At 72.0% G+C, this 23,398-nt stretch carries 21 protein-coding genes; 10 read left to right on the top strand and 11 right to left on the bottom strand.

Going from position 1 to position 23,398, the window contains the following annotated elements; genetic code table 11:
* Positions 1-78: 78 nt before the first annotated feature.
* Positions 79-1,833, top strand: a complete 1,755-nt coding sequence (locus ABZ876_RS16245; protein WP_361780455.1) for an NAD+ synthase — start codon at positions 79-81, stop codon at positions 1,831-1,833.
* A 237-nt stretch (positions 1,834-2,070) separates the two neighbouring features.
* Here ABZ876_RS16245 and ABZ876_RS16240 read toward each other — a convergent pair whose 3' ends face one another.
* The 4 genes from ABZ876_RS16240 to ABZ876_RS16225 form a co-directional block, all read right to left on the bottom strand.
* The gene (locus ABZ876_RS16240) at positions 2,071-3,291 is read right to left on the bottom strand and encodes an MFS transporter (protein ID WP_361780452.1); all 1,221 of its coding nucleotides are present in this window, start codon (positions 3,289-3,291) and stop codon (positions 2,071-2,073) included.
* Between the two features lie 164 nt (positions 3,292-3,455).
* Positions 3,456-4,493, bottom strand: a complete 1,038-nt coding sequence (locus ABZ876_RS16235) for an endonuclease/exonuclease/phosphatase family protein (RefSeq protein ID WP_361780449.1) — start codon at positions 4,491-4,493, stop codon at positions 3,456-3,458.
* A gap of 188 nt (positions 4,494-4,681) precedes the next feature.
* The gene (locus ABZ876_RS16230) at positions 4,682-5,302 is read right to left on the bottom strand and encodes a TetR/AcrR family transcriptional regulator (RefSeq protein WP_361780446.1); all 621 of its coding nucleotides are present in this window, start codon (positions 5,300-5,302) and stop codon (positions 4,682-4,684) included.
* Positions 5,303-5,406: 104 nt separating this feature from the next.
* Complete coding sequence (locus ABZ876_RS16225; protein ID WP_361780443.1) at positions 5,407-6,999, bottom strand: MFS transporter; 1,593 nt, start codon at positions 6,997-6,999, stop codon at positions 5,407-5,409.
* Positions 7,000-7,233: 234 nt separating this feature from the next.
* On the opposite strand from ABZ876_RS16225, the gene panB reads away from it, so the two are divergent.
* The 3 genes from panB (at position 7,234) to ABZ876_RS16210 (ending at position 10,241) form a co-directional block, all read left to right on the top strand.
* Positions 7,234-8,115 (top strand): 3-methyl-2-oxobutanoate hydroxymethyltransferase, encoded by an 882-nt coding sequence (gene panB / locus ABZ876_RS16220; protein WP_361780440.1) that lies wholly within the window; start codon positions 7,234-7,236, stop codon positions 8,113-8,115.
* A gap of 288 nt (positions 8,116-8,403) precedes the next feature.
* On the top strand, positions 8,404-9,429 hold the full coding sequence (locus ABZ876_RS16215) for an ATP-binding cassette domain-containing protein (RefSeq protein ID WP_361780437.1): 1,026 nt from the start codon (positions 8,404-8,406) through the stop codon (positions 9,427-9,429).
* A complete protein-coding gene (locus tag ABZ876_RS16210; RefSeq protein ID WP_361780434.1) occupies positions 9,426-10,241 on the top strand; it encodes an ABC transporter permease in 816 nt (271 codons plus the stop codon). Before ABZ876_RS16215 ends, ABZ876_RS16210 begins: the two co-directional genes overlap by 4 nt.
* A gap of 27 nt (positions 10,242-10,268) precedes the next feature.
* Here the strand turns inward: ABZ876_RS16210 and ABZ876_RS16205 are convergent, their stop codons facing one another.
* Both ABZ876_RS16205 and ABZ876_RS16200 read right to left on the bottom strand, forming a co-directional pair.
* A complete protein-coding gene (locus ABZ876_RS16205; protein ID WP_361780694.1) occupies positions 10,269-13,628 on the bottom strand; it encodes a BTAD domain-containing putative transcriptional regulator in 3,360 nt (1,119 codons plus the stop codon).
* A 95-nt stretch (positions 13,629-13,723) separates the two neighbouring features.
* Complete coding sequence (locus ABZ876_RS16200) at positions 13,724-14,221, bottom strand: DUF6578 domain-containing protein (RefSeq protein WP_361780431.1); 498 nt, start codon at positions 14,219-14,221, stop codon at positions 13,724-13,726.
* A 102-nt stretch (positions 14,222-14,323) separates the two neighbouring features.
* Here ABZ876_RS16200 and ABZ876_RS16195 point away from each other — a divergent pair, with 102 nt between their 5' ends.
* A complete protein-coding gene (locus ABZ876_RS16195) occupies positions 14,324-15,121 on the top strand; it encodes a site-2 protease family protein (protein WP_361780429.1) in 798 nt (265 codons plus the stop codon).
* On the opposite strand, the gene ABZ876_RS16190 is transcribed toward ABZ876_RS16195, so the two are convergent.
* From ABZ876_RS16190 to ABZ876_RS16180, 3 genes are read right to left on the bottom strand one after another with little or no spacing between them, the layout of a single operon-like run.
* A complete protein-coding gene (locus tag ABZ876_RS16190) occupies positions 15,111-15,350 on the bottom strand; it encodes a hypothetical protein (RefSeq protein ID WP_361780426.1) in 240 nt (79 codons plus the stop codon). The genes ABZ876_RS16195 and ABZ876_RS16190 overlap by 11 nt on opposite strands.
* A 28-nt stretch (positions 15,351-15,378) precedes the next feature.
* Positions 15,379-16,083 carry an NADPH-dependent F420 reductase gene (npdG, locus tag ABZ876_RS16185; protein WP_361780423.1) on the bottom strand — a complete coding sequence of 235 codons (705 nt, stop codon included), beginning with the start codon at positions 16,081-16,083 and terminating at the stop codon, positions 15,379-15,381.
* Between the two features lie 37 nt (positions 16,084-16,120).
* The gene (locus ABZ876_RS16180) at positions 16,121-17,266 is read right to left on the bottom strand and encodes a sialidase family protein (RefSeq protein ID WP_361780420.1); all 1,146 of its coding nucleotides are present in this window, start codon (positions 17,264-17,266) and stop codon (positions 16,121-16,123) included.
* A 142-nt stretch (positions 17,267-17,408) separates the two neighbouring features.
* On the opposite strand from ABZ876_RS16180, the gene ABZ876_RS16175 reads away from it, so the two are divergent.
* The gene (locus ABZ876_RS16175; protein ID WP_361780417.1) at positions 17,409-18,011 is read left to right on the top strand and encodes a hypothetical protein; all 603 of its coding nucleotides are present in this window, start codon (positions 17,409-17,411) and stop codon (positions 18,009-18,011) included.
* Between the two features lie 148 nt (positions 18,012-18,159).
* Positions 18,160-19,425, top strand: coding sequence for an MFS transporter (locus tag ABZ876_RS16170; protein ID WP_361780691.1), 1,266 nt, complete (start codon positions 18,160-18,162; stop codon positions 19,423-19,425).
* Positions 19,426-19,450: 25 nt separating this feature from the next.
* Here the strand turns inward: ABZ876_RS16170 and ABZ876_RS16165 are convergent, their stop codons facing one another.
* On the bottom strand, positions 19,451-19,681 hold the full coding sequence (locus ABZ876_RS16165; protein WP_361780414.1) for a hypothetical protein: 231 nt from the start codon (positions 19,679-19,681) through the stop codon (positions 19,451-19,453).
* Between the two features lie 61 nt (positions 19,682-19,742).
* On the opposite strand from ABZ876_RS16165, the gene map reads away from it, so the two are divergent.
* Together map and ABZ876_RS16155 are read left to right on the top strand one after the other, a co-directional pair.
* Positions 19,743-20,600 carry a type I methionyl aminopeptidase gene (map, locus tag ABZ876_RS16160; protein ID WP_361780411.1) on the top strand — a complete coding sequence of 286 codons (858 nt, stop codon included), beginning with the start codon at positions 19,743-19,745 and terminating at the stop codon, positions 20,598-20,600.
* A 128-nt stretch (positions 20,601-20,728) separates the two neighbouring features.
* A complete protein-coding gene (locus ABZ876_RS16155) occupies positions 20,729-21,397 on the top strand; it encodes a biliverdin-producing heme oxygenase (protein ID WP_361780408.1) in 669 nt (222 codons plus the stop codon).
* A 17-nt stretch (positions 21,398-21,414) separates the two neighbouring features.
* Here the strand turns inward: ABZ876_RS16155 and ABZ876_RS16150 are convergent, their stop codons facing one another.
* A complete protein-coding gene (locus ABZ876_RS16150; protein WP_361780405.1) occupies positions 21,415-22,059 on the bottom strand; it encodes a PhzF family phenazine biosynthesis protein in 645 nt (214 codons plus the stop codon).
* Between the two features lie 197 nt (positions 22,060-22,256).
* Here ABZ876_RS16150 and efeO point away from each other — a divergent pair, with 197 nt between their 5' ends.
* Positions 22,257-23,390, top strand: a complete 1,134-nt coding sequence (gene efeO / locus ABZ876_RS16145; RefSeq protein WP_361780402.1) for an iron uptake system protein EfeO — start codon at positions 22,257-22,259, stop codon at positions 23,388-23,390.
* Positions 23,391-23,398 lie beyond the last annotated feature (8 nt).

Genomic DNA, 23,398 nt, shown 5'->3' with positions numbered 1-23,398 from the left:
GGCGGCCCGGCTCCCCGCCGTCGGCCGCGTGGGCTGGGCCACACCCCATTGCGTCGCTTTGACGATTACACTGGGCGCGTGCCTCAACTACGCCTCGCCCTGAATCAGATCGACTCGACCGTCGGAGACATCGCCCAGAACGCCGAGGCGATCGTCCGCTGGACCCGGCACTCCGCCGACCAGGGAGCGCATCTGGTGGCGTTCCCGGAGATGGCGCTGACCGGATATCCGGTCGAAGACCTGGCCCTGCGGTCGTCGTTCGTCGAGGCCTCGCGCGCGGCTCTGAAGGACCTCGCCACGCGTCTCGCCGGTGAGGGCCTCGGGGAGCTGCCGGTGATCGTCGGCTACCTGGACCGCTGCGAGACCGCCCAGCCCAAGTACGGCCAGCCGGCCGGCGCCCCTCAGGACGCGGCGGCGGTGCTGCACCGCGGTGAGGTCGCCCTCGCCTTCGCCAAGCACCACCTGCCCAACTACGGCGTCTTCGACGAGTTCCGCTACTTCGTGCCCGGCGACACGATGCCCGTGGTGCGGCTGCACGGGATCGACGTCGCCCTCGCCATCTGCGAGGACCTCTGGCAGGAGGGCGGCCGGGTGCCGGCCGCACGCACCGCCAAGGCCGGGCTGCTGCTCTCGATCAACGCCTCGCCGTACGAGCGGGAGAAGGACGACACACGCCTTGAGCTGGTGCGCAAGCGGGCACAGGAGGCCGGCTGCACCACCGCCTACATCGCCATGATGGGCGGGCAGGACGAGCTGGTCTTCGACGGGGACTCGATCGTGGTCGGCCCGGACGGCGAGGTGATCGCGCGGGCGCCGCAGTTCGTCGAGGGCTGTGTGGTCCTGGACCTCGATCTGCCGGCGGCGCAGCCGGACGCGCCGGAGGGCGTCGTCGACGACGGGCTGCGCATCGACCGCCTGGTGCTGTCCGAGGAGCCGCTGCCGCCGTACGAGCCCGAGCTGACGGGCGGGTACGCGGACCGGCTCGAGGACGACGAGGAGGTCTACTCGGCTCTGGTGACGGGCCTGCGGGCGTACGTGACGAAGAACGGCTTCCGGTCCGTCCTCATCGGTCTCTCGGGCGGTATCGACTCGGCGCTGGTCGCGGCGATCGCATGCGACGCGGTGGGCGCGGAGAACGTGTACGGCGTCTCCATGCCGTCCAAGTACTCCTCCGGGCACTCCAGGGACGACGCGGCGGAGCTGGCCCGGCGCACGGGCCTGCACTTCCGTACCGTCCCCATCGAGCCGATGTTCAGCGCCTACATGGACGCCCTCGGGCTGACCGGCCTGGCGGAGGAGAACCTCCAGTCCCGGCTGCGGGGCACGCTGCTGATGGCGATCTCCAACCAGGAGGGCCACATCGTGCTGGCGCCCGGCAACAAGTCGGAGCTGGCGGTGGGCTACTCCACGCTGTACGGCGACTCGGTGGGCGCGTACGGCCCGATCAAGGACGTCTACAAGACGTCGGTCTTCCAGCTGGCGCGGTGGCGCAACCGCGCGGCGGCGGAGCGGGGCCAGACGCCGCCGATCCCGGAGAACTCGATCAGCAAGCCGCCGAGCGCGGAGCTGCGCCCGGGACAGGTCGACACGGACTCGCTGCCCGACTACCCGGTCCTGGACGCGATCCTGGATCTGTACGTGGACCGGGACCAGGGCGCGGACGCCATCGTGGCGGCGGGCTTCGACCGCGACCTGGTGGTGAAGACGCTGCGCATGGTCGACACGGCGGAGTACAAGCGCAGGCAGTACCCGCCGGGCACCAAGATCTCGGCGAAGGGCTTCGGCAAGGACCGCCGTCTGCCGATCACCAACCGCTGGCGCGAGCACGCGTGACGCTCCGCCGGGGGCGCCGTGGTCCGATGCGGCGTCCCCGGCACGGCGTCCCCGGCACGGCGTCCCCGGCACGGCGTCCCCGGCACGGCGTCCCCGGCACGGCGTCCCCGGCACGGCGTCCCCGGCACGGCGGGCGTGGCCGCGGGCTGCCGCCCCCTGACCCGCCCGCCTGACCCGCCCCCTGACCCGCGTCGCGGCCCGCACGGCCTCGACGCCCGGCCCGGCCGAGCTCGCGCCTCAGCCGTGCACGCTCTCGGCGTGCTCCGGAACGTGCGTCGCCACCAGCCGCTTCCGGCCGGGCCGCGGGGCACTGCGGCGTCGGTCCACGGCATAGGCGGCTCCGGCCACCGCGAGGCCCAGCACCGCCAGTCCCGCGCCCGCGAGCGCCGGGGAGGTGACGCCGAGGCCCGCGGCCAGGGCGAGGCCGCCGATCCATGCGCCGCCCGCGTTGGCCAGGTTGAAGGCCGCCTGGTTGGCCGAGGACGCCAGGGACGGGGCGGCGGACGCCTTCTCCATGACCATGAGCTGCAACGGGGAGCCGGTGACGAACGCGGCCGTGCCCAGCAGCGCCACGGCCAGGGCCGCGCTCCACTCGGCGTTCATCAGCAGGGGGAACAGCCCCAGCACCGCCGCGAGCGCGATCAGACCGCCGAAGAGGGTCCCCCGCAGCGAGTGGTCCGCGAGGCGGCCGCCCACCAGGTTGCCGATCGTCGCGCCCACGCCGAACAGGGCCAGGAGAAGGGTCACGCTGGCGTCCGCGTAGCCGGCGGCGTCCGTCAGCATCGGCGTGATGTAGCTGTACGCCGCGAACAGCGCGCCGAAGCCCGCCACCGTCGTGGCCAGCGCCAGCCAGACCGGCAGGGAACGCAGGGCGGCCAGCTCGCCCCTGAGGCCGCCGGCCGGGACGTGGGTGTGGTCGCGCGGGATCAGGAGGGAGAGCGACACGATCGCCGCCACGCCGATCGCGCCGACGCCGAGGAACGTCGCCCGCCACCCCAGGTGCTGGCCCATCAGGGTGGCGACCGGTACGCCGGCGATGTTGGCCACCGTGAGGCCCATGAACATCAGCGAGACCGAGCGGGCCTTGCGCTCGGGGGCGACCAGACCGGTCGCGACGACCGCGCCGACGCCGAAGAAGGCGCCGTGCGGCAGTCCGCTCAGGAAGCGTGCGGCCAGCAGCCAGTCATAGCCGGGCGCGAGGGCGGACAGCGCGTTGCCGACGACGAACAGGGCCATCAGGCCGATGAGGACCGCGCGGCGGGGCAGCCGGGCGGTGACCGCGGCCAGCAGCGGCGCGCCGATCACCACACCCAGCGCGTACGCCGAGACCAGGTGCCCGGCTGTGGGGATGGATATGTGCAGATCGTCCGCGACCTCGGGCAGCAGGCCCATCATCACGAACTCGGTGGTGCCGATGCCGAAGGCGCCCACGGCTAGGGCGAGCAGGGCCAGGGGCATGAGGGGCCTTTCAGAGCGGAGTTCCGTACTGGGGACGTCAGTATGTTCAAGTACGGAACAAAGGGTCTCATGTCAAGTATTCCGGCGGGTTGAGACCCCCTGTCCTACAGCCCCATGTCGCACGGCCCCATGCCACCCCGCCCCACGTCACCCGGCCCCGTGGCCTACGACCCCATGCCGAGCTTCACACGGGCCGCGACCGGCAGATGGTCGCTCCCCGTGCGCGGCAGGGTCCACGAGCTCATCGGCTCCACGCCCCGGACCAGGATCTGGTCGATCCGCGCCATCGGGAACGACGCCGGCCAGCTGAAACCGAAGCCGCTGCCCGCCGCGCCCTGCGTGGAGCGCATCTGCGAGGTGATCTCGTTGAGGGCACGGTCGTTCATGGTGCCGTTGAGGTCTCCGAGCAGGATCACCCTGTCCAGCTGCTCATGGGCGATGGCCCCGCCGAGCGCGTCCGCGCTGGTGTCGCGCTGACGCGCGGTGAACCCGGCCGCCAGCTTGACGCGCACCGAGGGCATATGGGCGACGTAGACGGCGATCTGCCCCTCGGGCGTGTCCACGGTGGCCCGCATCGCACGTGTCCAGCCCAGTTTGATGTCCACGGCACGCACCCCGCCGAGCGGGTACTTGCTCCACAGGCCGACCGTGCCCTGCACCGAGTGGTACTTGTACACCGACGCCAGCGCCCGCTCGTAGACCGGAACCTCGGACGCCTTCAGCTCCTCCAGGGCCAGTACGTCCGCCCCCGAGGCGGCGACGTCGCGGGCCGTGCCGGAGGGGTCGGGGTTCTCCGCGTTGACATTGTGCGTGGCGATGGTCAGGTCGCCGCCGCTGCCGGTCTTGTCGCCGAGCAGCCCGCCGAAGAGGTTGAGCCAGACCGCCATCGGCGCCAGCACGGCGATCAGCGCGGTCGCCGACTTCCGCACCAGCGCCAGGATCAGCAGCAGCGGGACGCCGACGACACCGAACCAGGGAAGAAAGGTCTCGGTGAGACTGCCGAGGTTGCCGACGGCATTGGGGATCTGCGCGTGCAGCAGCATCACCAGCGCGAGCAGGAGGGCGAGCGCGGCCGTCACGATGCCGCGGCGCCAGATGCCGCGGTCGCCGCGCAGTCTGTGGACGAGGCGCCGGAGCCGGGATCCTGGGCGGTGGGGACCCTTGCCGCCGCTGCCCGTCTCCGCCATGTACGCCTGCGCCATACGTCGCCTCACACCTTGCCGTGCACACCGTCGTCCCCCCGGGTTACGACCCTAGGGGATGATCGGTCCGATCCTGCCGTCCCATGACGGCCGTACGCGGACGAGGACGAGGACGGCGGTTCCGGAGTTCCGGAGACGGGCACGAGGGGGTCTTCTGTGACAAAACCAGCACACAGGGACCCGGAGGCTCAGGAACTGACGGGCCGTAGCCCTTCCAGGACCGTGTCGACGATCTCCTCGGCGAGGCCCTCCTCCAGCGCGGCGTCGGCGCGCAGCACGGAACGCACCAGCATGGGGCCGACGAGGATGTCGTTCATCAGCTCGATGTCCACGTCCCCTCGCACCTCGCCGTTCTCCTGCCCGCGGCGCAGGACTTCGAGCCCGAGCCGGCGCCGGGGGGCGACGACGGTGGAGTGGTAGGCGGCCCAGAGCCGGGGACTGCTCTTCATCTGGGCGTGCACGTTGTGGAGGATCGCCGACGAGCGGCTGGCCAGACCGCGCTGCCGCAGCGACTCCAGGAGCACGACGAGGTCGTCCCGCATCGAGGTGCCGGGCAGTTCGGGGTCCTCGGGCTCGGTGGCGCGCAGGACGTCGACGAAGAGGTCCTCCTTGTTGCTCCACCGGCGGTAGATGGTGGCCTTGCCGACGCCGGCGGTGCGGGCGATGCGCTCTATGGACAGGTCCGCGAGGGGCATACCGTCCTCGATGAGCTTCATCACACCCTCGATGATGGCCCGTTCGACGGCCTCGCTGCGGGGGCGTCCGCGTACGGGGCAGTACTGCTCGGGCCGGCTGTCGGCGAGGCTCACGTTCGACTCCGTCCTTGCTTCACTGGGGTCATTCTCCGCGGGATGCGCGGCGCCGGGCACCGGCACCCTGCCGGTGCCCGGTCTTGACGCTTCGTCAGCGGTCGTCAGTGGTCGGCGGCCACCAACTCCGCCTCTTCCGTGCCCTTCGGCGCCACGGGCGTCTTCCCGGGCAGGAACAGTGCCACCACGAGCGCGCCGATCACCGCCACGCCCGCTCCCCACAGCGCCGTCACATGCATCGCATGCAGGAAGGCGTCGTTGGCCGGGGAGATCAGGGCCTTGCCGTTGGGGCCGAGCTTCTCCGCCACGCCGAGCGTCGCCTCGATCGACTCGCCCGCGGTGTGCCGGACACCCGCCGGGAGGAAGGCCAGCTTGTCCTCGACGCGGTCGCGGTACGTCGTCGACAGCACGGAGCCGAGCACGGCGATGCCGAGCGCACCGCCGACCTGGCGGAAGGTGTTGCTGAGCGCGGACGCGGAGCCGGCCTTCTCGCGCGGCAGCGCCTGCATGATGACGACGCTGGTCGGGGTCATGATGTGGGCCATGCCGGTACCCATGAGGAAGAAGACGACCTCGAGGATCCAGATCGGCGTGTCCGCCTTCAGTGCGGCGAAGGCGGCGAGCATCGCGGCGATGACGATCATGCCGGCGGTGGTCGTGGCGCGGTTGCCGAACCGGTCCACCAGCAGCCGGGCACGCGGCGCGAAGATCATCTGTGCGGCGGCCAGCGGCAGCATCAGCAGACCCGTCTGGAGCGGCGAGTAGCCCCGGACGCTCTGGGTGTAGAAGACCGAGAAGAAGGTGACGCCCATCAGCGCGAAGAAGACCAGGGCTATCGCGGCGATGGCGGCGGAGAAGACCTTGTTCTTGAAGTACGTGACGTCGATGGAGGGATGGTCGCTGCGTTTCTCGAACACCACGAACAGCGCGAGGACGGCGAGACCGGCGGCGATCGTCGCCAGCACCTTGGTGTCGGTGAAGTCGGCGAGCTGGCCGCCCTTGATGATGCCGTAGACGAGCAGGACCAGGCCGACGACGGACAGGACCACGCCGACGGGGTCGACCCGGCCGGGGCGGGGGTCTCGGGAGTCGGGGACCAGCCAGATCATCAGGGCCAGCGCGAGGATCACGATCGGCACGTTGATCAGGAAGACCGAGCCCCACCAGAAGTGGGCGAGGAGCACACCACCGGTGATCGGGCCTATCGCGATGGCGAGGCCGACGCCGCCGGCCCATATGCCTATGGCCTTGGGCTGCTCCTCGCGCTCGAAGACGTTCATGAGGACCGCGAGCGTCGCGGGCATCACGAAGGCGGCCCCGAGGCCCATCACCGCGCGGAACGCGATCAGCTGGGCCGGGGAGCCGGACTCCGCGGCGAGCGCCGACCCCGCGCCGAACACGACGAGTCCGGCCAGCAGTGTCTTCTTCCGGCCCAGGCGGTCGCCGAGGAGGCCCGCGGTGAACAGCAGCCCGGCGAACACGAGGGTGTAGGCGTTGATGGCCCACTCCAGCTCGCTCTGGGTGGCACCGAGACCGGTCGGCGCCGGAGTGGAGATCGTCTTGATGGCGACGTTGAGGATGGAGTTGTCGAGCACAACGATCAGCAGGCTGAGCATCAGTACGCCGAGGATGGCCCATCGGCGCTGGTGCACCGCCTCCGGCACCCGCCGTTCGACAGAGGCAGCTGGAGTAGTCATGGTCACGAGCCTAGGGCATTTACGAAACGGAACCGTCTCGTATCGAAACTCTTTACGAAGACGTTGACTTCTTTACGAAGCCGTTAAGGACGGGAGCGTGCCGCGGTCCGGGCCGGTGGCCCGGGGTGACGCCCGGCGCCTCCGCTACTAGCCGCCCGTGGCACGAGGTGCCACCATGGGGGTGATCCGGGGACGCCGTCAGGGCGCCTCGAGATGACCGAAGGAGCCGTTGCGATGACGCAGCTTCCGGCTGCCCAGCCCGTCCAGGGTGCGCTCAAGCCCTCCGACAGCAGCAAGGCGCTGTACGGAGGAAAGAGCACCCGACGCATCACCGTCCGCGACATCACCGCCGCCAAGGAACGCGGCGAGAAGTGGCCCATGCTCACCGCCTACGACGCGATGACCGCGTCCGTGTTCGACGAGGCCGGCATCCCGGTCATGCTGGTCGGCGACTCGGCGGGCAACTGCCACCTCGGGTACGAGACGACCGTACCCGTCACCCTCGACGAGATGACCATGCTCTCCGCCGCGGTCGTCCGGGGCACCAGGCGTGCGCTGATCGTCGGCGACCTGCCCTTCGGCTCCTACCAGGAGGGCCCGGTGCAGGCGCTGCGCTCGGCCACGCGCCTGGTGAAGGAGGCCGGGGTCGGCGCGGTCAAGCTGGAGGGCGGCGAGCGCTCGCACCGCCAGATCGAGCTGCTGGTGGAGTCCGGCATCCCGGTCATGGCACACATCGGCCTGACCCCGCAGTCCGTCAACGCGATGGGCTACCGCGTGCAGGGCCGGGGCGAGGAGGCGGCCGCGCAGCTGATGCGGGACGCCAAGGCGGTGCAGGACGCGGGCGCGTTCGCGGTGGTCCTGGAGCTCGTTCCCGCGGAGCTGGCGGCCGAGGTGACGCGGATGCTGCACATCCCGACGGTCGGCATCGGGGCCGGACCGGAGACGGACGCGCAGGTGCTGGTGTGGACCGACATGCTGGGGCTGACCGGGGGCCGGGTGCCGAAGTTCGTGAAGAAGTACGCGGATCTGCGCCAGGTCATGGGCGACGCGGCAAGGGCGTTCGCCGAGGACGTCACAGGCGGAACGTTCCCGCTCGAGGAGCACTCGGTCCACTGAGCGGCCGCCGGGTGCGCTGACCGACCCACTGCGGGGCCGCCTCTGGCCGGCCCCGCAGTATCCCGCGCCCCCTGACGGGGCGCGCGACAGCCCGCCGATCTTCCCCCGTCGGCGGGCTGTCGTCCTTTCCGCGCCCGAACCGGCGCCGCTCTCCCGGACCGGGTTGCCCGCCGTCGTGGTGCCTCCCTTGAGGGTTTCAGTGAGCGTCGGGGGATCGTCGGCCGCTGTAGGCGACCGTGTAGGCGACCTGTCGGCGGTTTGTCGGTGGCGGCTGACACCTTGGTCGGCATGACGCGAATCGACAACCACCCCAGCGAGGCCGCCCCGGACGCGGCCGTCACCGTACGGGGGCTGGTCAAGCACTACGGCGAGACCAGGGCGCTGGACGGCGTCGACCTCGATGTGCGCGAGGGCACCGTCCTCGGCGTGCTCGGGCCGAACGGCGCCGGCAAGACCACTTTGGTCCGCTGCCTGTCCACCCTCATCACCCCGGACGCCGGCCACGCCACCGTCGCGGGCTACGACGTCGTACGGCAGCCACGCCAGACCCGCCGTGTGATCGGCCTCACCGGCCAGTACGCGTCGGTCGACGAGAAGCTCTCCGGCTTCGAGAACCTGTACATGATCGGCCGGCTCCTCGACCTGCCCCGCAAGGAGGCCCGGGCCCGGGCCGACGGGCTCCTGGAGCGGTTCTCGCTCACGGAGGCCGCCAAGCGCCCGGCCCGCACGTACTCCGGCGGTATGCGGCGGCGACTGGACCTCGCCGCCTCGATGATCGGGCATCCGGCCGTTCTCTACCTGGACGAGCCGACGACCGGCCTGGACCCCCGCACCCGGAACGAGGTGTGGACCGAGGTCAAGCGGATGGTCGCCGAGGGCGCGACCGTGCTGCTCACCACCCAGTACATGGAGGAGGCGGAGCAGCTGGCCTCCGAGCTGACCGTCATCGACCGCGGCAAGGTGATCGCGGGCGGCGGTATCGACGAGCTGAAGGCCCGGGTCGGCGGCCGCACGCTGCGCATCCGCCCGGCCGACCCGCGGGAGCTGCGCCCGACGGCCACCGCGCTCGACGAGTTCGGCCTCACCGGCCCCGGCCACGCGACCGTGGACACCGAGACCGGCACCGTCCTCGTGCCGATCCTCAGCGACGAGCAGCTGACCGCGGTGGTCGGCGCGCTCACCGCCCGCGGCATCACGCTCGCCGGCATCTCCACCGAACTGCCCAGCCTTGACGAGGTGTTCCTGTCACTCACCGGCCACCGGGCCGGCGTCGCGCAGCACGTCTCCCCCGCCCCCGAGGAGGTCGCCGTATGAGCACGGCCACCGTCACCGCGCCCACCGCTCCGGTCACCGACGGCCGCATCGGGCTGCGCGGCAATCTGCGCCACGTCGGCGCCCTGGTCCGCCGCAATCTGCTGTGGATCCGGCAGGACCCGGAGTCGATGTTCGACGCGATCCTGTTCCCGATCGTCTTCTGTCTGCTGTTCGTGTTCGTCTTCGGCGGCGCGATCGCGCACGACCGGCACGCCTATGTGAACTACGTGGTGCCCGGCCTGATGGCGATGATGGGCATGAACATCGCCCAGGGCGTCGGCACCGGCTTCAACGAGGACTTCCAGAAGGGCGTGATGGACCGCTTCCGGTCCCTGCCCATCAGCCGGGGTTCCGTCCTGATCGCCAAGATCACCGTGGAGATCGGGAGGATGCTCGTCGCCACGGCGGTCCTGCTCGCGGTGGGCTTCCTGCTCGGCCTGTCGGTGTCGAACGTGCCCGGCCTGTTCGCGTCCATAGGTCTGTCGATGGTCTTCGGGTTCGGCGTCATGTGGATCTTTCTGACCCTGGGCGTGGTGATGAAGAGCGCCCAGGCCGTCCAAGGGATGGGGTTTCTCGTGCTGATGCCCTTGCAGTTCGGTTCGTCGATCTTCGCCCCGACCACGACCATGCCGGGCTGGCTCCAGGCCTTCACCGACTACAACCCGCTGTCGACGCTCGCGGACGCGGCCCGCGGCCTGATGAACGGCCACCAGCCGGTCGCCCACGACGTGCTGATGACCCTCGGCTGGTCGGTCGTCCTCACGGCGGTGATGGCGCCGATCGCCATCCGCAAGTTCACCACCAAGAGCTGACCGGCCGGGCGGCACGGCCGGCCCGTGTCAGACGAGGGCGGTGGCCTCCTTGGCGGAGAGGCCGCCGCCCTCCGCGTACGCGGCCTCGTACGCCGCGTCGCCCAGCACGGCCCGCACGTCCGCCTCCGCTCTGGCCCGGGTCTCGCGCTCCATCCTCGCCGGGTAGTGGCCGGGCGGCAGCAGCCCGTCGGCGGCACCCAGGCAGACCGCCGCGTCCCGGGCGCGGCTCCCGCCGTCCGCACGGGCGAGCGCGATCGCGGCGGTCGTCAGATGAGTCGACGTCAGATGCGGCGCGATCATCACCGCCATCCGGTCCCCGGCCCGCTCGAGCGCCTGCCGCACCGTGGCCAGGGCCTGCGGGTACCGCTCCTCCAGCACATCCAGCCAGGCGTTCAGACCGAGCACGATGCCGTCGAAGACCGGGAAGCCGAAGTCGCCGAACTCGCTGCGCAGCAGGCGCGTCTGTTCGCGCGCCTCGGACAGCCGGCCGGTACGGCTGAGCCACCATGCCAGCGAGAGCCGGGCGAACGGACGGGCACCGTTCGTCTTGTCGTGGGCTTCCTCGATGACCTGGCGCAGCAGCCGCTCCCCCTCTTCGCCCTGCCCGGCCTCCAGCAGCACACTGCCGAGACGGGCGCCGAGCACGGCCATCTGGGAGCGGGCCCCGAGCTGTTCGGCGTACTCCCGGGCGGCCCGGTAGTCGTCGGCGGCGGGCAGGCAGTCGCCGCGCCGTTCGCGGGCCTCGCCGCGGGCGGACAGGGCCTCGGCCGCGCCCCAGGCGTCCCCGAGCCGGCGGAAGATCTCCAGTGCCTCGTCCGCATCCCGGGCCGCGTCCGCCGCCCAGTCGCTGCGGTTGGCGAGCATGTTGGCGCGCAGTTGGAGGATCTGCGCCAGCTCCCAGGTGTAGCCGAGTTCGCGGCAGGTGCGCACGGACTCGTCGAGGGCCGCGATCATCCGGTCCAGATCGGTGCTGAGCAGGACCGCGAAGAACCACAGGGAACCGGGCACCCGGCAGATCTGCGGCTGGCCGGGACGGTAGGTCTCGCTGACGACGCGCAGCTTCTCCCTGGCCTGCGGCGTGTCCCACGCCTGGAACGCCATGTCCATGCAGGCGAAATGGACGAGGTGGGCGGCGCGGCGGGCCTCGTCGAGGATCTCCGGGCGCATCGGCGGCGGACTGTCGATGCACCGCTCGGGCAGGTCGGGCACCGGCCGCGCGGGCGCCACGAAGGGATCGGGGCCGAGCGCCATGACGGCGGCGGACCAGATACGGCCCTCGGCGCGCAGATCCCGCATCTGCCAGTACCAGCACAGCGAGAGCAGCAGACACAGTGCCTCCTGCTCGTCGTGGGCGGCGACGGCACGGCGCAGGGCGGTGCGCAGGTTCTCGTACTCCACCTGGAGCCGTTCGATCGCGGCGCGCTGGGCGGACGAGCGCAGCAACGGGTCGGTGGTGCGGGCCAGTTCGCGGTAGTACGTGAGGTGGGCGCGCTCGGCGTCGGGCCGGTCACCCGACTCGTCGAGCCGTTCGCCGGCATACTCGGCGACGGTCTCCAGCAGGCGGTAGCGCATCTGTCCGTCGCCCGAAGGGGCGGCCACCACAAGGGACTTGTCGACGAGCGAGCCGAGCGCCTCCAGAGCGGCGGGGCCGCACACGGCCTCGGCGGCGGTCAGGTCGCAGCCGCCGGAGAAGACGGACAGCCGGCGCAGCACCGCGCGCTCGTCCGCGTCCAGCAGGTCCCAGGACCAGTCGACGACGGCCCGCAGGGTCTGCTGCCGGGGCAGCAGGGTCCGGCTGCCGGAGGTGAGCAGCCTGAAGCGGTCGTCGAGCCGGTCGGCGATCTGGCGCGGCGACAGCATCCGCAGCCGGGCCGCCGCCAGTTCGATGGCGAGCGGCAGTCCGTCGAGGCGGCGGCAGATCTCCGCGGCGGCCGCGGCGGTGTCCTCGTCGGCGTCGACGCGGAAGCCGGGCCGGGCGGCGGCGCCGCGGTCGGCGAGCAGCTTCAGCGCGTACGGCTGCGGAAGCGGTCCGACCGGGCGCAGCAATTCTCCCGGCACGCTGAGGGGTTCGCGGCTGGTGGCGAGGACCGTCAGCCCAGGGCAGTGCCGCAGCAGGTGGTCGACGAGGCGGGCGGCGGCGTCCACGACGTGTTCACAGTTGTCGAGGATGAGCAGCATGCGGCGGCGGGAGCAGTGCTCGGCGAGCCGCAGGAGCGGGTCGTCGTGCCGGTCGGCGACGACACGCATCTCCTCGGCGCCGGCGCCGCGCAGCACGGTCTCCCGGGCCCCCACGGCGGTCAGCACGGCCTCGGGCACCGCCTCCGGGTCGTCGAGGGGCGCGAGCTCGGCCAGCCACACGCCGTCCGGGGCCTCGCGCGCCACGGTCTCGGCGGCCTCCTGCGACAGCCGTGTCTTCCCGGCGCCGCCGGGTCCGAGCAGGGTGACGAGCCGGGCGGCCGCGAGGTCGCCGCGCAGGGTCTCGATGTCGGTGTCCCGCCCTACGAAGGAGGTCAGGCGGGCCCGGAGGTTGCCGGGGCGCGGCGAGGGGACGGGACCCGTGCTACCGGAGGGTGCGGCGGCCGCGTGCGGGACGGTGGTGTGGGGGGCGTCGGCGTGCGGCGGGGCGCCGGACGGTACGGATGCCGAGGTACGCGCCGCCTGTCCGTGCAGCAGCTCCCCGTGCAGCACCCGCAGTTCCGGACCCGGGTCGGACCCGAGGCGGTCCGCCAGCAGCTGTCGTACGTCCTCGTAGGCGGCCAAAGCCTCCGCCGGACGGCCCGCGTCGCGCAGCGCGCGCAGCCGCAGTGCCTGGAGGGACTCGTCGAACGGGTGCAGATCGCACAGGGCGGTCAGCTCGGGCAGATGCTGCTCCCCGTCGCCGAGCGCGAGGGCGGCGGCCAGGCGGGCACGCCGCGCGTCGAGGCGGCGGGTCTCCCAGCGGGCCCCCTCCGCGGCACGGTCCGGGAGGTCGGCGAGGGCGGGCCCGTGCCACAGGGCGAGGGCGTCGTCGAGCACGACCGCCGCCTTCCCCGGGTCGCCGTCGGCCAGCGCGCGCAGACCCTCGCCGGCGAGCCGCTCGAAGCGGTGCAGGTCGACGTCGTCCGGGGCCGCCGCCAGCCGGTAGCCGCCGTCCGCCGACTCCACCGCGTCCGGCCCGACCGTCCGGCGCAGCCGCCCGACCAGCGCCTGGAGGGCACCGGTGGCGTCGGCGGGCGGGTCGCCGTCCCACACCTCGTCGACGAGCAGGGCGACCGGGACCGGCCGTCCGGCCCGCAGGGCGAGCACGGTCAGCAGAGCACGCAGCCGTGCCCCGCCGACCGGGACGGGCGTGCCGTCGGCGCGGAGTGCCTGGGTGGTGCCGAGGATGCGATAGCGCACGGGGTCCATTGTCTCCGGTGACGAGGGAGGTACCGCCCTGCTCATGGGCCCCCGGCTCGAGGGGGGCCGAGAGGGCGGACAAGCCGGGAGTCCTGGCGGGCCGTTCACGGGCCTTGCAGGGCCCCGCCGGGCACATCGAGGTCGACGAGGACGCCCGGCCGTCCCTCGCCGAACCACTTCGGACAGCGGTGGACGACGTCCAGCGAGCGCTCGCCGGGCACCGGTGCATAGCTGCGCGAGCCGGGTGAGACGGGGGCGAAGGCCTGGTTCACCACCCGGATCGCACGCACGTACCCGGTGGTCTCGTCCCAGCCGTCGCTGTGCCGCTCGACGCAGAGCAGACCGCTCCGATGGGCGTTCGCCGGCGCGGCGTCCCCGGGCAGGGCGGCGACCAGGCCGTCCGCCGCCCGCACCAGCCGAAGCGCGCCGGTCACCTCCTCCGCCGGTCCGGCGAAGGTGCTCAGCCCGTCGTCCCAGCCTCCGCCGAGCACGTCGTCGGCGTCCGCGAGCAGCAACGGCCAGCTCACCTCCTCGCCCACCGAGAACGGTGTGCCGCAGCACTCCATCTGCCAGTCCGCGTAGAACACCTTCCAGATACCCACGCCCCCCACCTTTGCGGAACTCGGGCGCAACGGCGAGACGTTTTCCCGGTGTGCCCGGTACGGTCGGGCAGTCCCCCGCACACGTCGAGTCCAGGGAGCCCCATGACCACCGCCGCCACCCGGCGCAGCGACCGGAGGATCAGCCCCGTCTTCGTCGGGCTGCTGGGCGTGACGGCGGTCACCGGCTGGGCAACCTGGACCGGTTTCGCCGAGCAGCCGGGCGTCGCCGTGTTCCTGTTCGTCACGGCCGCCTGGATCGTGTCGCTGTGTCTGCACGAGTACGCGCACGCGCGCACCGCCCTGCACAGCGGTGACATCTCGATCGGCGCGAAGGGCTATCTCACGCTCAACCCGCTGAAGTACACCCACGCGCTGCTGAGCATCGTGCTGCCGGTGCTTTTCGTGATCATGGGCGGGATCGGTCTGCCGGGCGGCGCGGTCTTCATCGAGCGGGGCCGGATCCGGGGCCGCTGGCGGCACAGCCTGATCTCGGCGGCGGGGCCGCTGACGAACGTCCTGTTCGCGGCGGTGTGCACGGCCCCGTTCTGGCTGCACGCGCTGGACGGGGTGCCCGCCGACTTCCGCTTCGCCCTGGCCTTCCTGGCACTGCTCCAGGTCACGGCCGCGATCCTGAACTTCCTGCCGGTGCCGGGCCTGGACGGCTACGGGGTGATCGAGCCGTGGCTGTCGTACAACGTCAAGCGCCAGGTGGAGCCGTTCGCACCGTTCGGTCTGCTCGCCGTGTTCGCGATCCTGTGGATGCCGTCGGTGAACGTCGCGTTCTTCGACGCGGTCCACTCGGTCCTGAACGCACTGGGCATCGACGACCTGCACAGCTACTGCGGTCAGGAGCTGTACCGCTTCTGGCGGCCCACGCCCGACGTCTGCGTCAGCCGGTGACCGAACGGCCCCGGCCCCGGCTGCGGCGGACGTAGTACCAGGCCATGTTGGACGACACTCCCGCGAGCAGCACCCAGACGATCCCCAGCCAGCTGCCCTGGACGAAGGAGACGACGGCCGCGGCGACGGACAGGACGCACACGGCGAGGGCGTAGAAGGCGAGGCGGGGCATGGGGGTCGGCTCCTGACGGACGGACGGTGGTGTCGTACGGCGTCCAGTGTCCCCCATGCCCGCGGCCCGGCCGGCCCCTGCCGGCCTAGACGTCGGTCACCCTCAGCCCGGCGTGCGCCTTGTACCGCCGGTTGACGGAGATCAGGTTCGCCACGAGAGCCTCGACCTGGTGGGCGTTGCGCAGCCGCCCGGCGAAGACGCCGCGCATGCCGGGGATGCGGCCGGCCAGCGCCTGCACGATCTCGACATCGGCGCGCTCCTCGCCGAGGACCATGACGTCGGTGTCGATCTGCTCGATCTCCGGGTCCTCGAGGAGGACCGCGGACAGGTGGTGGAAGGCGGCGGTGACCCGCGAGTCCGGCAGCAGGGCCGCGGCCTGCTCCGCGGCGCTGCCCTCCTCGGGCTTGAGCGCGTAGGCGCCCTTCTTGTCGAAGCCGAGCGGGTTGACGCAGTCGACGACGAGCTTGCCGGCCAGCTCCTCGCGCAGGGACTGCAGGAGCGGGCCGTGGCCCTCCCAGGGCACGGCGACGATCACAAGGTCGCTGCGGCGCGCGGTCTCGGCGTTGTCGGCGCCCTCGATGCCGTGGCCGAGCTGCCCGGCGGCGGCCTGGGCGCGCTCCGTGGCGCGGGAGCCGATGATCACCTTCTGGCCGGCCCTGGCGAGCCGGTAGGCGAGGCCCTTGCCCTGCGGCCCGGTTCCGCCGAGCACGCCGACGACGAGCCCGGAGACGTCGGGGAGGTCCCAGGGGTCCTTGGCGGGGGCCTTGGATGCACTGTCGCTAGAGGTCATGGGCCGACTCTACGTGCGCTGCGGTCCCGCATGCCGCTCAGGCGAGGGCCGCCACCGGGATCCGGCGGAAGGTGATCGTCTCGTAGGCGCCGAAGTCGCCCGTCTCGTAGAGCAGGCCGACGGTGTCCGCGTCGACACGGACCAGGTCGGAGTAGGCGGCGGGCAGTCCGTCGACGGGGTACGCGGGCCGCCAGGTGGTGCCGGCGTCGGCGGAGACGCGCACGGTCATCAGGGCGCGGAAGGCGGGGTCCGCGGGGCCGGAGAACAGGAGCAGGTCGGGATCGCGCAGATGCAGGACGCTGCCCTGGCAGACGGGGGCGACGAGGGCCGCCTGCGGCCGGAAGGGTTTCACCAGGGTGCGGCCGCCGTCGGCGGAGTGGGCGTCGGCTCGGTTGCCGGGGGACGGGGAGTCGTTGCGGGCATTGAAGTAGACGCGTCCGTCGGGGAGTTCGGCCGCCGTGGTCTCGTTGACATTGACGTAGCCGTTGGTGTTCTCGTCCAGGTAGCCGAGGTACCAGCTCTCGCCGCGGTCGTCGCTGAGGAGGCAGTGGCCGCTGTTGTACTTGGCCTCGGTGCCGGTGTCGGTGCCGGCGGGCGGGAGGGTGTGGTTGCCGGGGACGAGGACACGGCCGGTGGTGAGCTGGAGGGCGTGGCCGGGGGTGGTGGCGTACCAGCGCCAGCCCGGCTTCTTCACCTGCGCGGTGATCTCGCGCGGGCCGGACCAGGTGAGCCCGTCGTCGTCGCTGTGCTGCACCCAGACGCGGCGCCCGTCGGCCGCCTTGACCTTGCCGCGCAGGATGGCGTCCTCCGTCGCGCTCGCCGCCGCGCGGACGTGGACGAGCAGGATGCGGCCGGTGTCCAGGACGACCGGCGCGGGGTTGCCGGCGAGGCCGTTGCCGTTGCGGGCGACGGCCTGGAGCGGGCCCCAGGTGCGGCCGCCGTCCGTGGACCGCCGGAGCACGATGTCGATGTGCCCGTGGTCGGCGGAGGAGGTCACCCGCCCCTCGCAGAAGGCGAGGAGGGTACCGGCTCGCGTCGCGGCGACGGCGGGGATCCGGTAGCTGGCGTAGCCTTCGCGTCCCGCCCGGAAGGGCACGGCCCCCCCGACGGCCTCGGCGGTACCGGCCCCTTCGGGGATCTCGGTGGTCTCGCCTGACTCGACTGCCCGGGTGTTCTCGGTCATGCGGCTCCTCGGGGGGGGGGGGGGAACGGCTGCGGCACGGGACGCGGCCGCTGTGAACTCTGGGTCGGCTCTTTGCCCCGTCGAGGCGAATTCGGGATGAACTCGGGGTCACGAGTGGCCGGTTGCGGCAGGATGCCTTCGTATGGACGCCGTACGGGTCGCGTTGCTGCGGGAAGTGCTCGCCGGGACCGAGTGGCTGGGTGCCACGCGGCGGTTCGCGGGGGCCCTGCGCGGTTCGGTGGTGTCGCACGGGGGCGGGCTGCTGCTGGTCGGCACGGAGGAGTACGAGCCCTGGCATCTGGCCGCGCACCTGGTCGACGAGGCGGCCTGGTCGGGTACGCCGGAGCTGTCGCCGACGCTGGTCCGGCACGCGGCGCGGACCTCGGACCCGGCTCATCTGGCGGTGGGGCTCGGGCGGCTGTCGGCGGCGCGGCGCGGGGAGACGCTGCTGGTGGTGTCGCCCGCCGCGCCGGGGGCGGGGCTGCTGGAACGGGTCCATGACGCGCGACGGGCCGGGGCCACGGTGCTGGCGCTGGAGTCCGGGGACCGCGAGCTGGTGGCCATGGCGCACGAGGCGCTGACGGTGCCGGTGGACACGGACCTCGATCTGGACACGGTGCAGCACCTGGTGAGCGCGGCTGCCGGGGAGAACGCGCTGCCGGTCCCGCGGGGCCGTCGTCGCTTCCGGGACCGGTTGTCGCGCCTGGCCGACCAGCTGACGTCGCCGCCGCCGACACGGTGGTGAGCACCCGGGGAAAACCGGTTGCCCCGGGCGCCGGGTCGGCTGAGCATGGCCCGTCGTGACCGAAGACACCTCCCACGGCCCGCCACCTCCCCCACCCACTCCCGCCTTCGCCGCGGCCCCGCCCGCCGACGCGGAACCGGGCCCCCGGCTGCGCGCCCTGCTCCCCGACCTCGCGCCGTGGCAGGCTTCGGCGGACTTCCGCAGGCTCTGGCTGGCCGGGCTGATCACCAACTTCGGCAGCTTCCTGACCTTCGTCGCACTGCCCGTGCAGCTGAAGGAGCTCACCGGCTCCACGGCGGCCGTCGGCGCGATCGGTGCCGTGGAACTCGTCCCTCTGATCGTCTTCGGCCTGTACGGCGGTGCGCTCGCCGACGCCCTGGACAAACGGAAGCTGATCGTCCATACGGAGGCCGGCCAGGGTCTGCTGTGCGCCGCCCTGCTGCTGAACGCGGTGCCGCCCGAGCCCCGGGTCTGGCCGCTGTATGTGGTCGCAGCCCTGAGCTCGGCGCTCGCCTCGGTCCAGCGCCCCGCCCTCGATTCCCTCGTGCCGCGCATCGTGGCGCACGAGCACCTGCCCGCCGCCGCCTCGCTGAACTCCCTGCGCTGGACGATCGGCGGGGTGGCCGGACCGGCGCTGGCCGGTGTGGTGGTGGCGTATGCGGGCCTGGCCTGGGCGTACGCCGCCGACCTGGTGACCTTCGTGGCGTCCGTCGCGCTGGTCGTGGGCCTCGCCGCCTCTCCCGCGTCGCACGAGGCGGTGAAACCCTCGCTGCGGTCGATCGCGCAGGGCGCACGGTATGCCTGGAGCCGGAAGGAACTGCTGGGCACGTACGCCGTGGACATCGCCGCGATGCTCTTCGCGATGCCGCTGGCGGTACTGCCGTTCCTCGCGGACGAGCTGGGGGCCGCGTGGTCGCTCGGACTGATGTACGCGAGCATCCCGGCCGGAGCCCTGGTCGTGTCGCTGACCAGCGGCTGGACATCGCGCATCCACCGGCACGGCCGGATGGTGGTCCTCGCGGCGGCGGGCTGGGGCCTGGCCGTCGCGGCGGCGGGGGTCGTGCGGAACGTCTGGCTGGTGCTGCTGTTCCTGACCCTCGGCGGCTGCTTCGACATGATCAGCGGGATCTTCCGCGGTGCGATGTGGAACCAGACGATCCCGGACGAGCTGCGGGGCCGCCTGGCCGGGATCGAGCTGCTGTCGTACTCCGTCGGCCCCCAGCTGGGCCAGGTCCGTTCCGGTGGGATGGCGGCGTGGCGGGGCGTGCGTACGTCGATCTGGTCCGGCGGCCTGGTGTGCACGGGCGCGGTGGCCCTGCTGGCCCTGTGCCTCCCGGCGCTGATGGACTACGACGCCCGCACCAACGAACACGCGAGGCGCATGAGGGCGCGCCGGGCGGGGACGGCGGGCTGAGGCCCGACCCGCACGCCCCGGCCGCTCAGTCGTCCTCCCGTTCCCCCGCGGGAGCGTCGTGCCAGCGGGGGTCGGTGTCCCACTCCTCGTTCCGCTCGCGCGCGATCTCCATCGCGTGCTCCGCCTCAGCGCGGGACGCGTAGGGCCCGAAGCGGTCCTTGGCCGGGCACTCCGGGCCCTCCTCGACCTTGCGGTGCTCCAGGCAGTAGTACCACTCTCCGGGCTTCCCGACCGTCCGCTTCTTGAACAGCGCCATTGCAGGAGCTCCTTTCACCAGGGCCCATGTTCCCGTAGACGCGCTGGATAGACTCGCTGGCATGTCTGGCCAGTCACTGCTCGTACCAGGAGAGCTGTCTCCCACCCGTTCCGTTCCCGGAAACATCCGGCGCCCCGAGTACGTCGGCAAACCCGCGCCGACCCCGTACACGGGGCCCGAGGTGCAGACCCCGGAGACCATCGAGGCGATGCGCGTCGCCGGGCGGATCGCGGCCCGGGCGATGGCCGAGGCGGCGAAGCTGATCGCCCCGGGCGTCACCACGGACGAGCTGGACCGGGTCGCGCACGAGTACATGTGCGACCACGGCGCCTATCCGTCGACGCTCGGCTACCGCGGCTTCCCCAAGTCGCTGTGCACCTCGGTCAACGAGGTCATCTGCCACGGCATCCCGGACTCCACGGTCCTGCGCGACGGGGACATCATCAACCTGGACGTGACGGCGTACATCGGCGGCGTCCACGGCGACAACAACGCCACGTACCTGGTCGGCGACGTGGCCGAGGAGTCCCGGCTGCTGGTCGAGCGCACCCGCGAGTCCCTCAACCGCGCGATCAAGGCCGTCCGGCCGGGCCGGCAGGTCAACGTGATCGGGCGGGTCATCGAGTCGTACGCCAAGCGGTTCGGCTATGGCGTGGTGCGGGACTTCACCGGGCACGGGATCAACTCGTCGTTCCACTCCGGGCTGATCATCCCGCACTACGACAGCCCGCACGCGACGACGGTCATGCAGCCCGGCATGACCTTCACCATCGAGCCGATGCTCACCCTCGGCACGCACGACTACGACATGTGGGACGACGGCTGGACGGTCGTCACGAAGGACCGCAGGCGCACGGCCCAGTTCGAGCACACGCTGGTCGTCACGGACACGGGCGCGGAGATCCTGACCCTGCCGTAAGCCCCCTGGACGTCCCGTCCGCCTCCGCGAGCCCGCTCCGTCACGGAGCGGGCTCCGCCGTGTGGAGAAGCCCCGGGATCCTGGGTACGGTTTTACCGACAGACTGTCGGTAAAACCGTGGAGGCCCCATGAACGCGCCGGACCCGTCCCGCACGGCGTTCTCGACGCTCCTGCGCACCGCGTCCCACGACCGCCACCGGGAAGCGAACACCTCGGCCTTCATCACCGATCTGCTCGCCGGCAGGCTCGGCATCGAGGCGTACGCCCGGTACACCGAGCAGCTGTGGTTCGTGTACGAGGCCCTGGAGGCCGGCGCCGAGCGGCTGGCCGGCGACCCGGTGGCCGGCCCCTTCGTACGGCCGGAGCTGTTCCGGCTGGCCGCGCTGGAGCGCGACCTCACGCATCTGCGCGGCCCCCGCTGGCGGGCCGGGCTCACCGCGCTGCCCGCGACACGGGCGTATGCGGCGCGGGTGCGGGAGTGCGCCGAGCAGTGGTCCGGCGGGTACGTGGCCCACCACTACACCCGCTATATGGGCGACCTCGCCGGTGGCCAGATCATCCGCGACACCGTGGAGAGGACCTGGGGTTTCACCCGGAAGGGCGATGGGGTGCGGTTCTATGTGTTCGAGGGGATCGCCAACCCGGCCGCGTTCAAGCGGACATACCGGGCGCTCCTGGACGGGATCCGGGCGGACGACCTGGAGAAACAGCGGGTCATCGCAGAATGCGAGCGGGCCTACGCGATGAACACGACGGTCCTGCGGGCCCTGGGCGAGGAGTTCCCGCAGAGCGCCTAGCCGGCGCCCGGCGGCCCTCAGCGCTCCAGGAAGACCCGGCCCCCGACCTCGACCCATCCCTCAGGCTGCGGGGCCGTGAGAATCTGGGAACCCGCCCCCTGGCGGATGTTGAGCGCACGGCCCAGCCGGGCCGTCAGCAGCAGGGCCGCCGCACCCGTCGCCTCGTCCTCGTCGATGCCGTCGTCACGGCCGGGGAATCCTCGCGCCCTGATCCGGCCCGCCGCCTCGTCCTCCCAGGCCCAGGCGTAGATCCACTCCCCCGGCGGGGGGACGTCCAGGGCGTCGACCTCGGCGGCCGTCGCGTACCGCCGCAGCGTGCGCGGCGGCGCCCACTCCGGGCGGGCCTCGATCCAGCTGAACTCGCCGTCCAGGCGCGCCCCCATCATCCCGGCCGGGGTGACCAGTTCCGGTACGTCGAGCAGCCAGGCCGCGCCTACACAGGGGTGCCCGGCGAACGGCAGCCGCAGGGTGGGCGTGTAGATGTCGATGACGCCGCGCTCGGGGTCGTCGACGAACACGGTCTCGCTGAAGCCGAGCTTCGCGGCCAACGCCTGGCGGTCACTTGGCTCCGGGACCGCGGAACCGTCGCGGACGACGCCCAGTGCGTTGCCGTATGCGCCGCGCGGTCCGCAGAAGACGCGCAGCACGTCGTAGTCAGTCACGCGGGCATTGAAGCACCCCCCGCCCGCCCGGCCGCCGTCTCGACCGTTTCCCGGCTCCGCGGTGGGCGGTTGTGATGAAGCCGTGCCTGTGATCTTTCCGCGATGCCGAATTTCGACAGGGGTGGTTTTTAGTCAGGTAAGCCTCATGTAAGTTAGGGCAGCCTCACCGAACTGCCCGACCCGAGCCTGGAGCATCCATGCGAGCCGTCCGACTCTCCGTCGTCACCGCAGCCGCCGCGGCCGCCCTGACCGCCGTCACGGCCTGCACCGCCAAGAGCGACGCCAAGGAAGGCGACGCGATCCAGGTCACGGCCGCCGACTCGAAGTGCGAGACCTCCACGAAGTCGGTCCCGGCCGGCCACGTCACGCTGAGCATCGAGAACAAGGGCTCGAAGGCCACCGAGGTCGAGATCGTGTTCCCGGACGACCGGATCGTCTCGGAGAAGGAGAACATCGGCCCGGGCACCAAGTACACGCTGACCGCCGAGGTCAAGGCCGGTTCGTACGAGATCGCCTGCCGGCCCGGCATGAAGGGCCACGGCGTGCGGCAGAAGCTGACCGTCACCGGCGGCTCGGCCGCCAAGCGGGACCCGAGGCTGGACAAGGCCGTCGCCGACTACCGTGCGTACGCCCAGGACCAGGCCGACGAGACGCTGCCCCGCGTCGAGGCCTTCGTGAAGGCGGTCAAGGACGGCGACCTGGAGGCCGCGAAGAAGGCGTACGCCTCCTCCCGCATCGGCTGGGAGCGCACCGAGCCGGTCGCGGAGTCCTTCGGTGACATCGACCCGAAGGTCGACACGCGCGCCGACGGCCTGGAGCAGGGCCAGAAGTGGACCGGCTGGCACCGGCTGGAGAAGGCCCTGTGGCAGGACAAGAAGGTCGGCGCCGAGGAGAAGACCCTCGCCGACCAGCTCGTCACCGATCTGAAGGACTGGCAGTCCCGGGTCGGCAAGGCCGAGATCACCCCGACCTCCATGGCCAACGGCGCCAAGGAGCTGCTCGACGAGGTCGCCACCGGCAAGGTCACCGGCGAGGAGGACCGCTACTCGCACACCGACCTCGTCGACTTCAAGGGCAACGTCGAGGGCGCGCAGAAGGCCTACGAGCTGCTCAAGCCGGTGGCGCAGAAGAACGACGCGGCGCTGGTCACCGAGCTGGACAAGCAGTTCACGGCCCTGAACACGCTGCTGGACAAGTACCGCACCAACAAGACCTCCTACGACTTCGTCTCCTACGACAAGGTCGGCAAGGACGACCGCAAGGAACTCTCGGACGCGGTGAACGCGCTAGCCGAGCCGCTCTCGAAGCTCGCCGCCGCGGTTGTGAAGTAGGGAGCTGC

The organism is Streptomyces sp. NPDC046931, from assembly GCF_040644655.1.
Taxonomy (GTDB): Bacteria; Actinomycetota; Actinomycetes; order Streptomycetales; family Streptomycetaceae; genus Streptomyces.
The sequence above is the reverse complement of the archived record's forward strand: the minus strand, read 5'-3'. Positions and strand labels throughout refer to the sequence as shown.

Coding starts and splice junctions, on each gene's coding strand:
- ABZ876_RS16180 (WP_361780420.1), bottom strand. CDS start 17,266: ATGACCGAGAACACCCGGGCAGTCGAGTCAGGCGAGACCACCGAGATC.
- ABZ876_RS16205 (WP_361780694.1), bottom strand. CDS start 13,628: ATGGACCCCGTGCGCTATCGCATCCTCGGCACCACCCAGGCACTCCGC.
- panB (WP_361780440.1), top strand. CDS start 7,234: ATGACGCAGCTTCCGGCTGCCCAGCCCGTCCAGGGTGCGCTCAAGCCC.
- efeO (WP_361780402.1), top strand. CDS start 22,257: ATGCGAGCCGTCCGACTCTCCGTCGTCACCGCAGCCGCCGCGGCCGCC.
- ABZ876_RS16215 (WP_361780437.1), top strand. CDS start 8,404: ATGACGCGAATCGACAACCACCCCAGCGAGGCCGCCCCGGACGCGGCC.
- ABZ876_RS16165 (WP_361780414.1), bottom strand. CDS start 19,681: ATGGCGCTGTTCAAGAAGCGGACGGTCGGGAAGCCCGGAGAGTGGTAC.
- ABZ876_RS16210 (WP_361780434.1), top strand. CDS start 9,426: ATGAGCACGGCCACCGTCACCGCGCCCACCGCTCCGGTCACCGACGGC.
- ABZ876_RS16195 (WP_361780429.1), top strand. CDS start 14,324: ATGACCACCGCCGCCACCCGGCGCAGCGACCGGAGGATCAGCCCCGTC.
- ABZ876_RS16155 (WP_361780408.1), top strand. CDS start 20,729: ATGAACGCGCCGGACCCGTCCCGCACGGCGTTCTCGACGCTCCTGCGC.
- ABZ876_RS16225 (WP_361780443.1), bottom strand. CDS start 6,999: ATGACTACTCCAGCTGCCTCTGTCGAACGGCGGGTGCCGGAGGCGGTG.
- ABZ876_RS16190 (WP_361780426.1), bottom strand. CDS start 15,350: ATGGGGGACACTGGACGCCGTACGACACCACCGTCCGTCCGTCAGGAG.
- ABZ876_RS16175 (WP_361780417.1), top strand. CDS start 17,409: ATGGACGCCGTACGGGTCGCGTTGCTGCGGGAAGTGCTCGCCGGGACC.
- npdG (WP_361780423.1), bottom strand. CDS start 16,083: ATGACCTCTAGCGACAGTGCATCCAAGGCCCCCGCCAAGGACCCCTGG.
- ABZ876_RS16240 (WP_361780452.1), bottom strand. CDS start 3,291: ATGCCCCTGGCCCTGCTCGCCCTAGCCGTGGGCGCCTTCGGCATCGGC.
- ABZ876_RS16235 (WP_361780449.1), bottom strand. CDS start 4,493: ATGGCGCAGGCGTACATGGCGGAGACGGGCAGCGGCGGCAAGGGTCCC.
- map (WP_361780411.1), top strand. CDS start 19,743: ATGTCTGGCCAGTCACTGCTCGTACCAGGAGAGCTGTCTCCCACCCGT.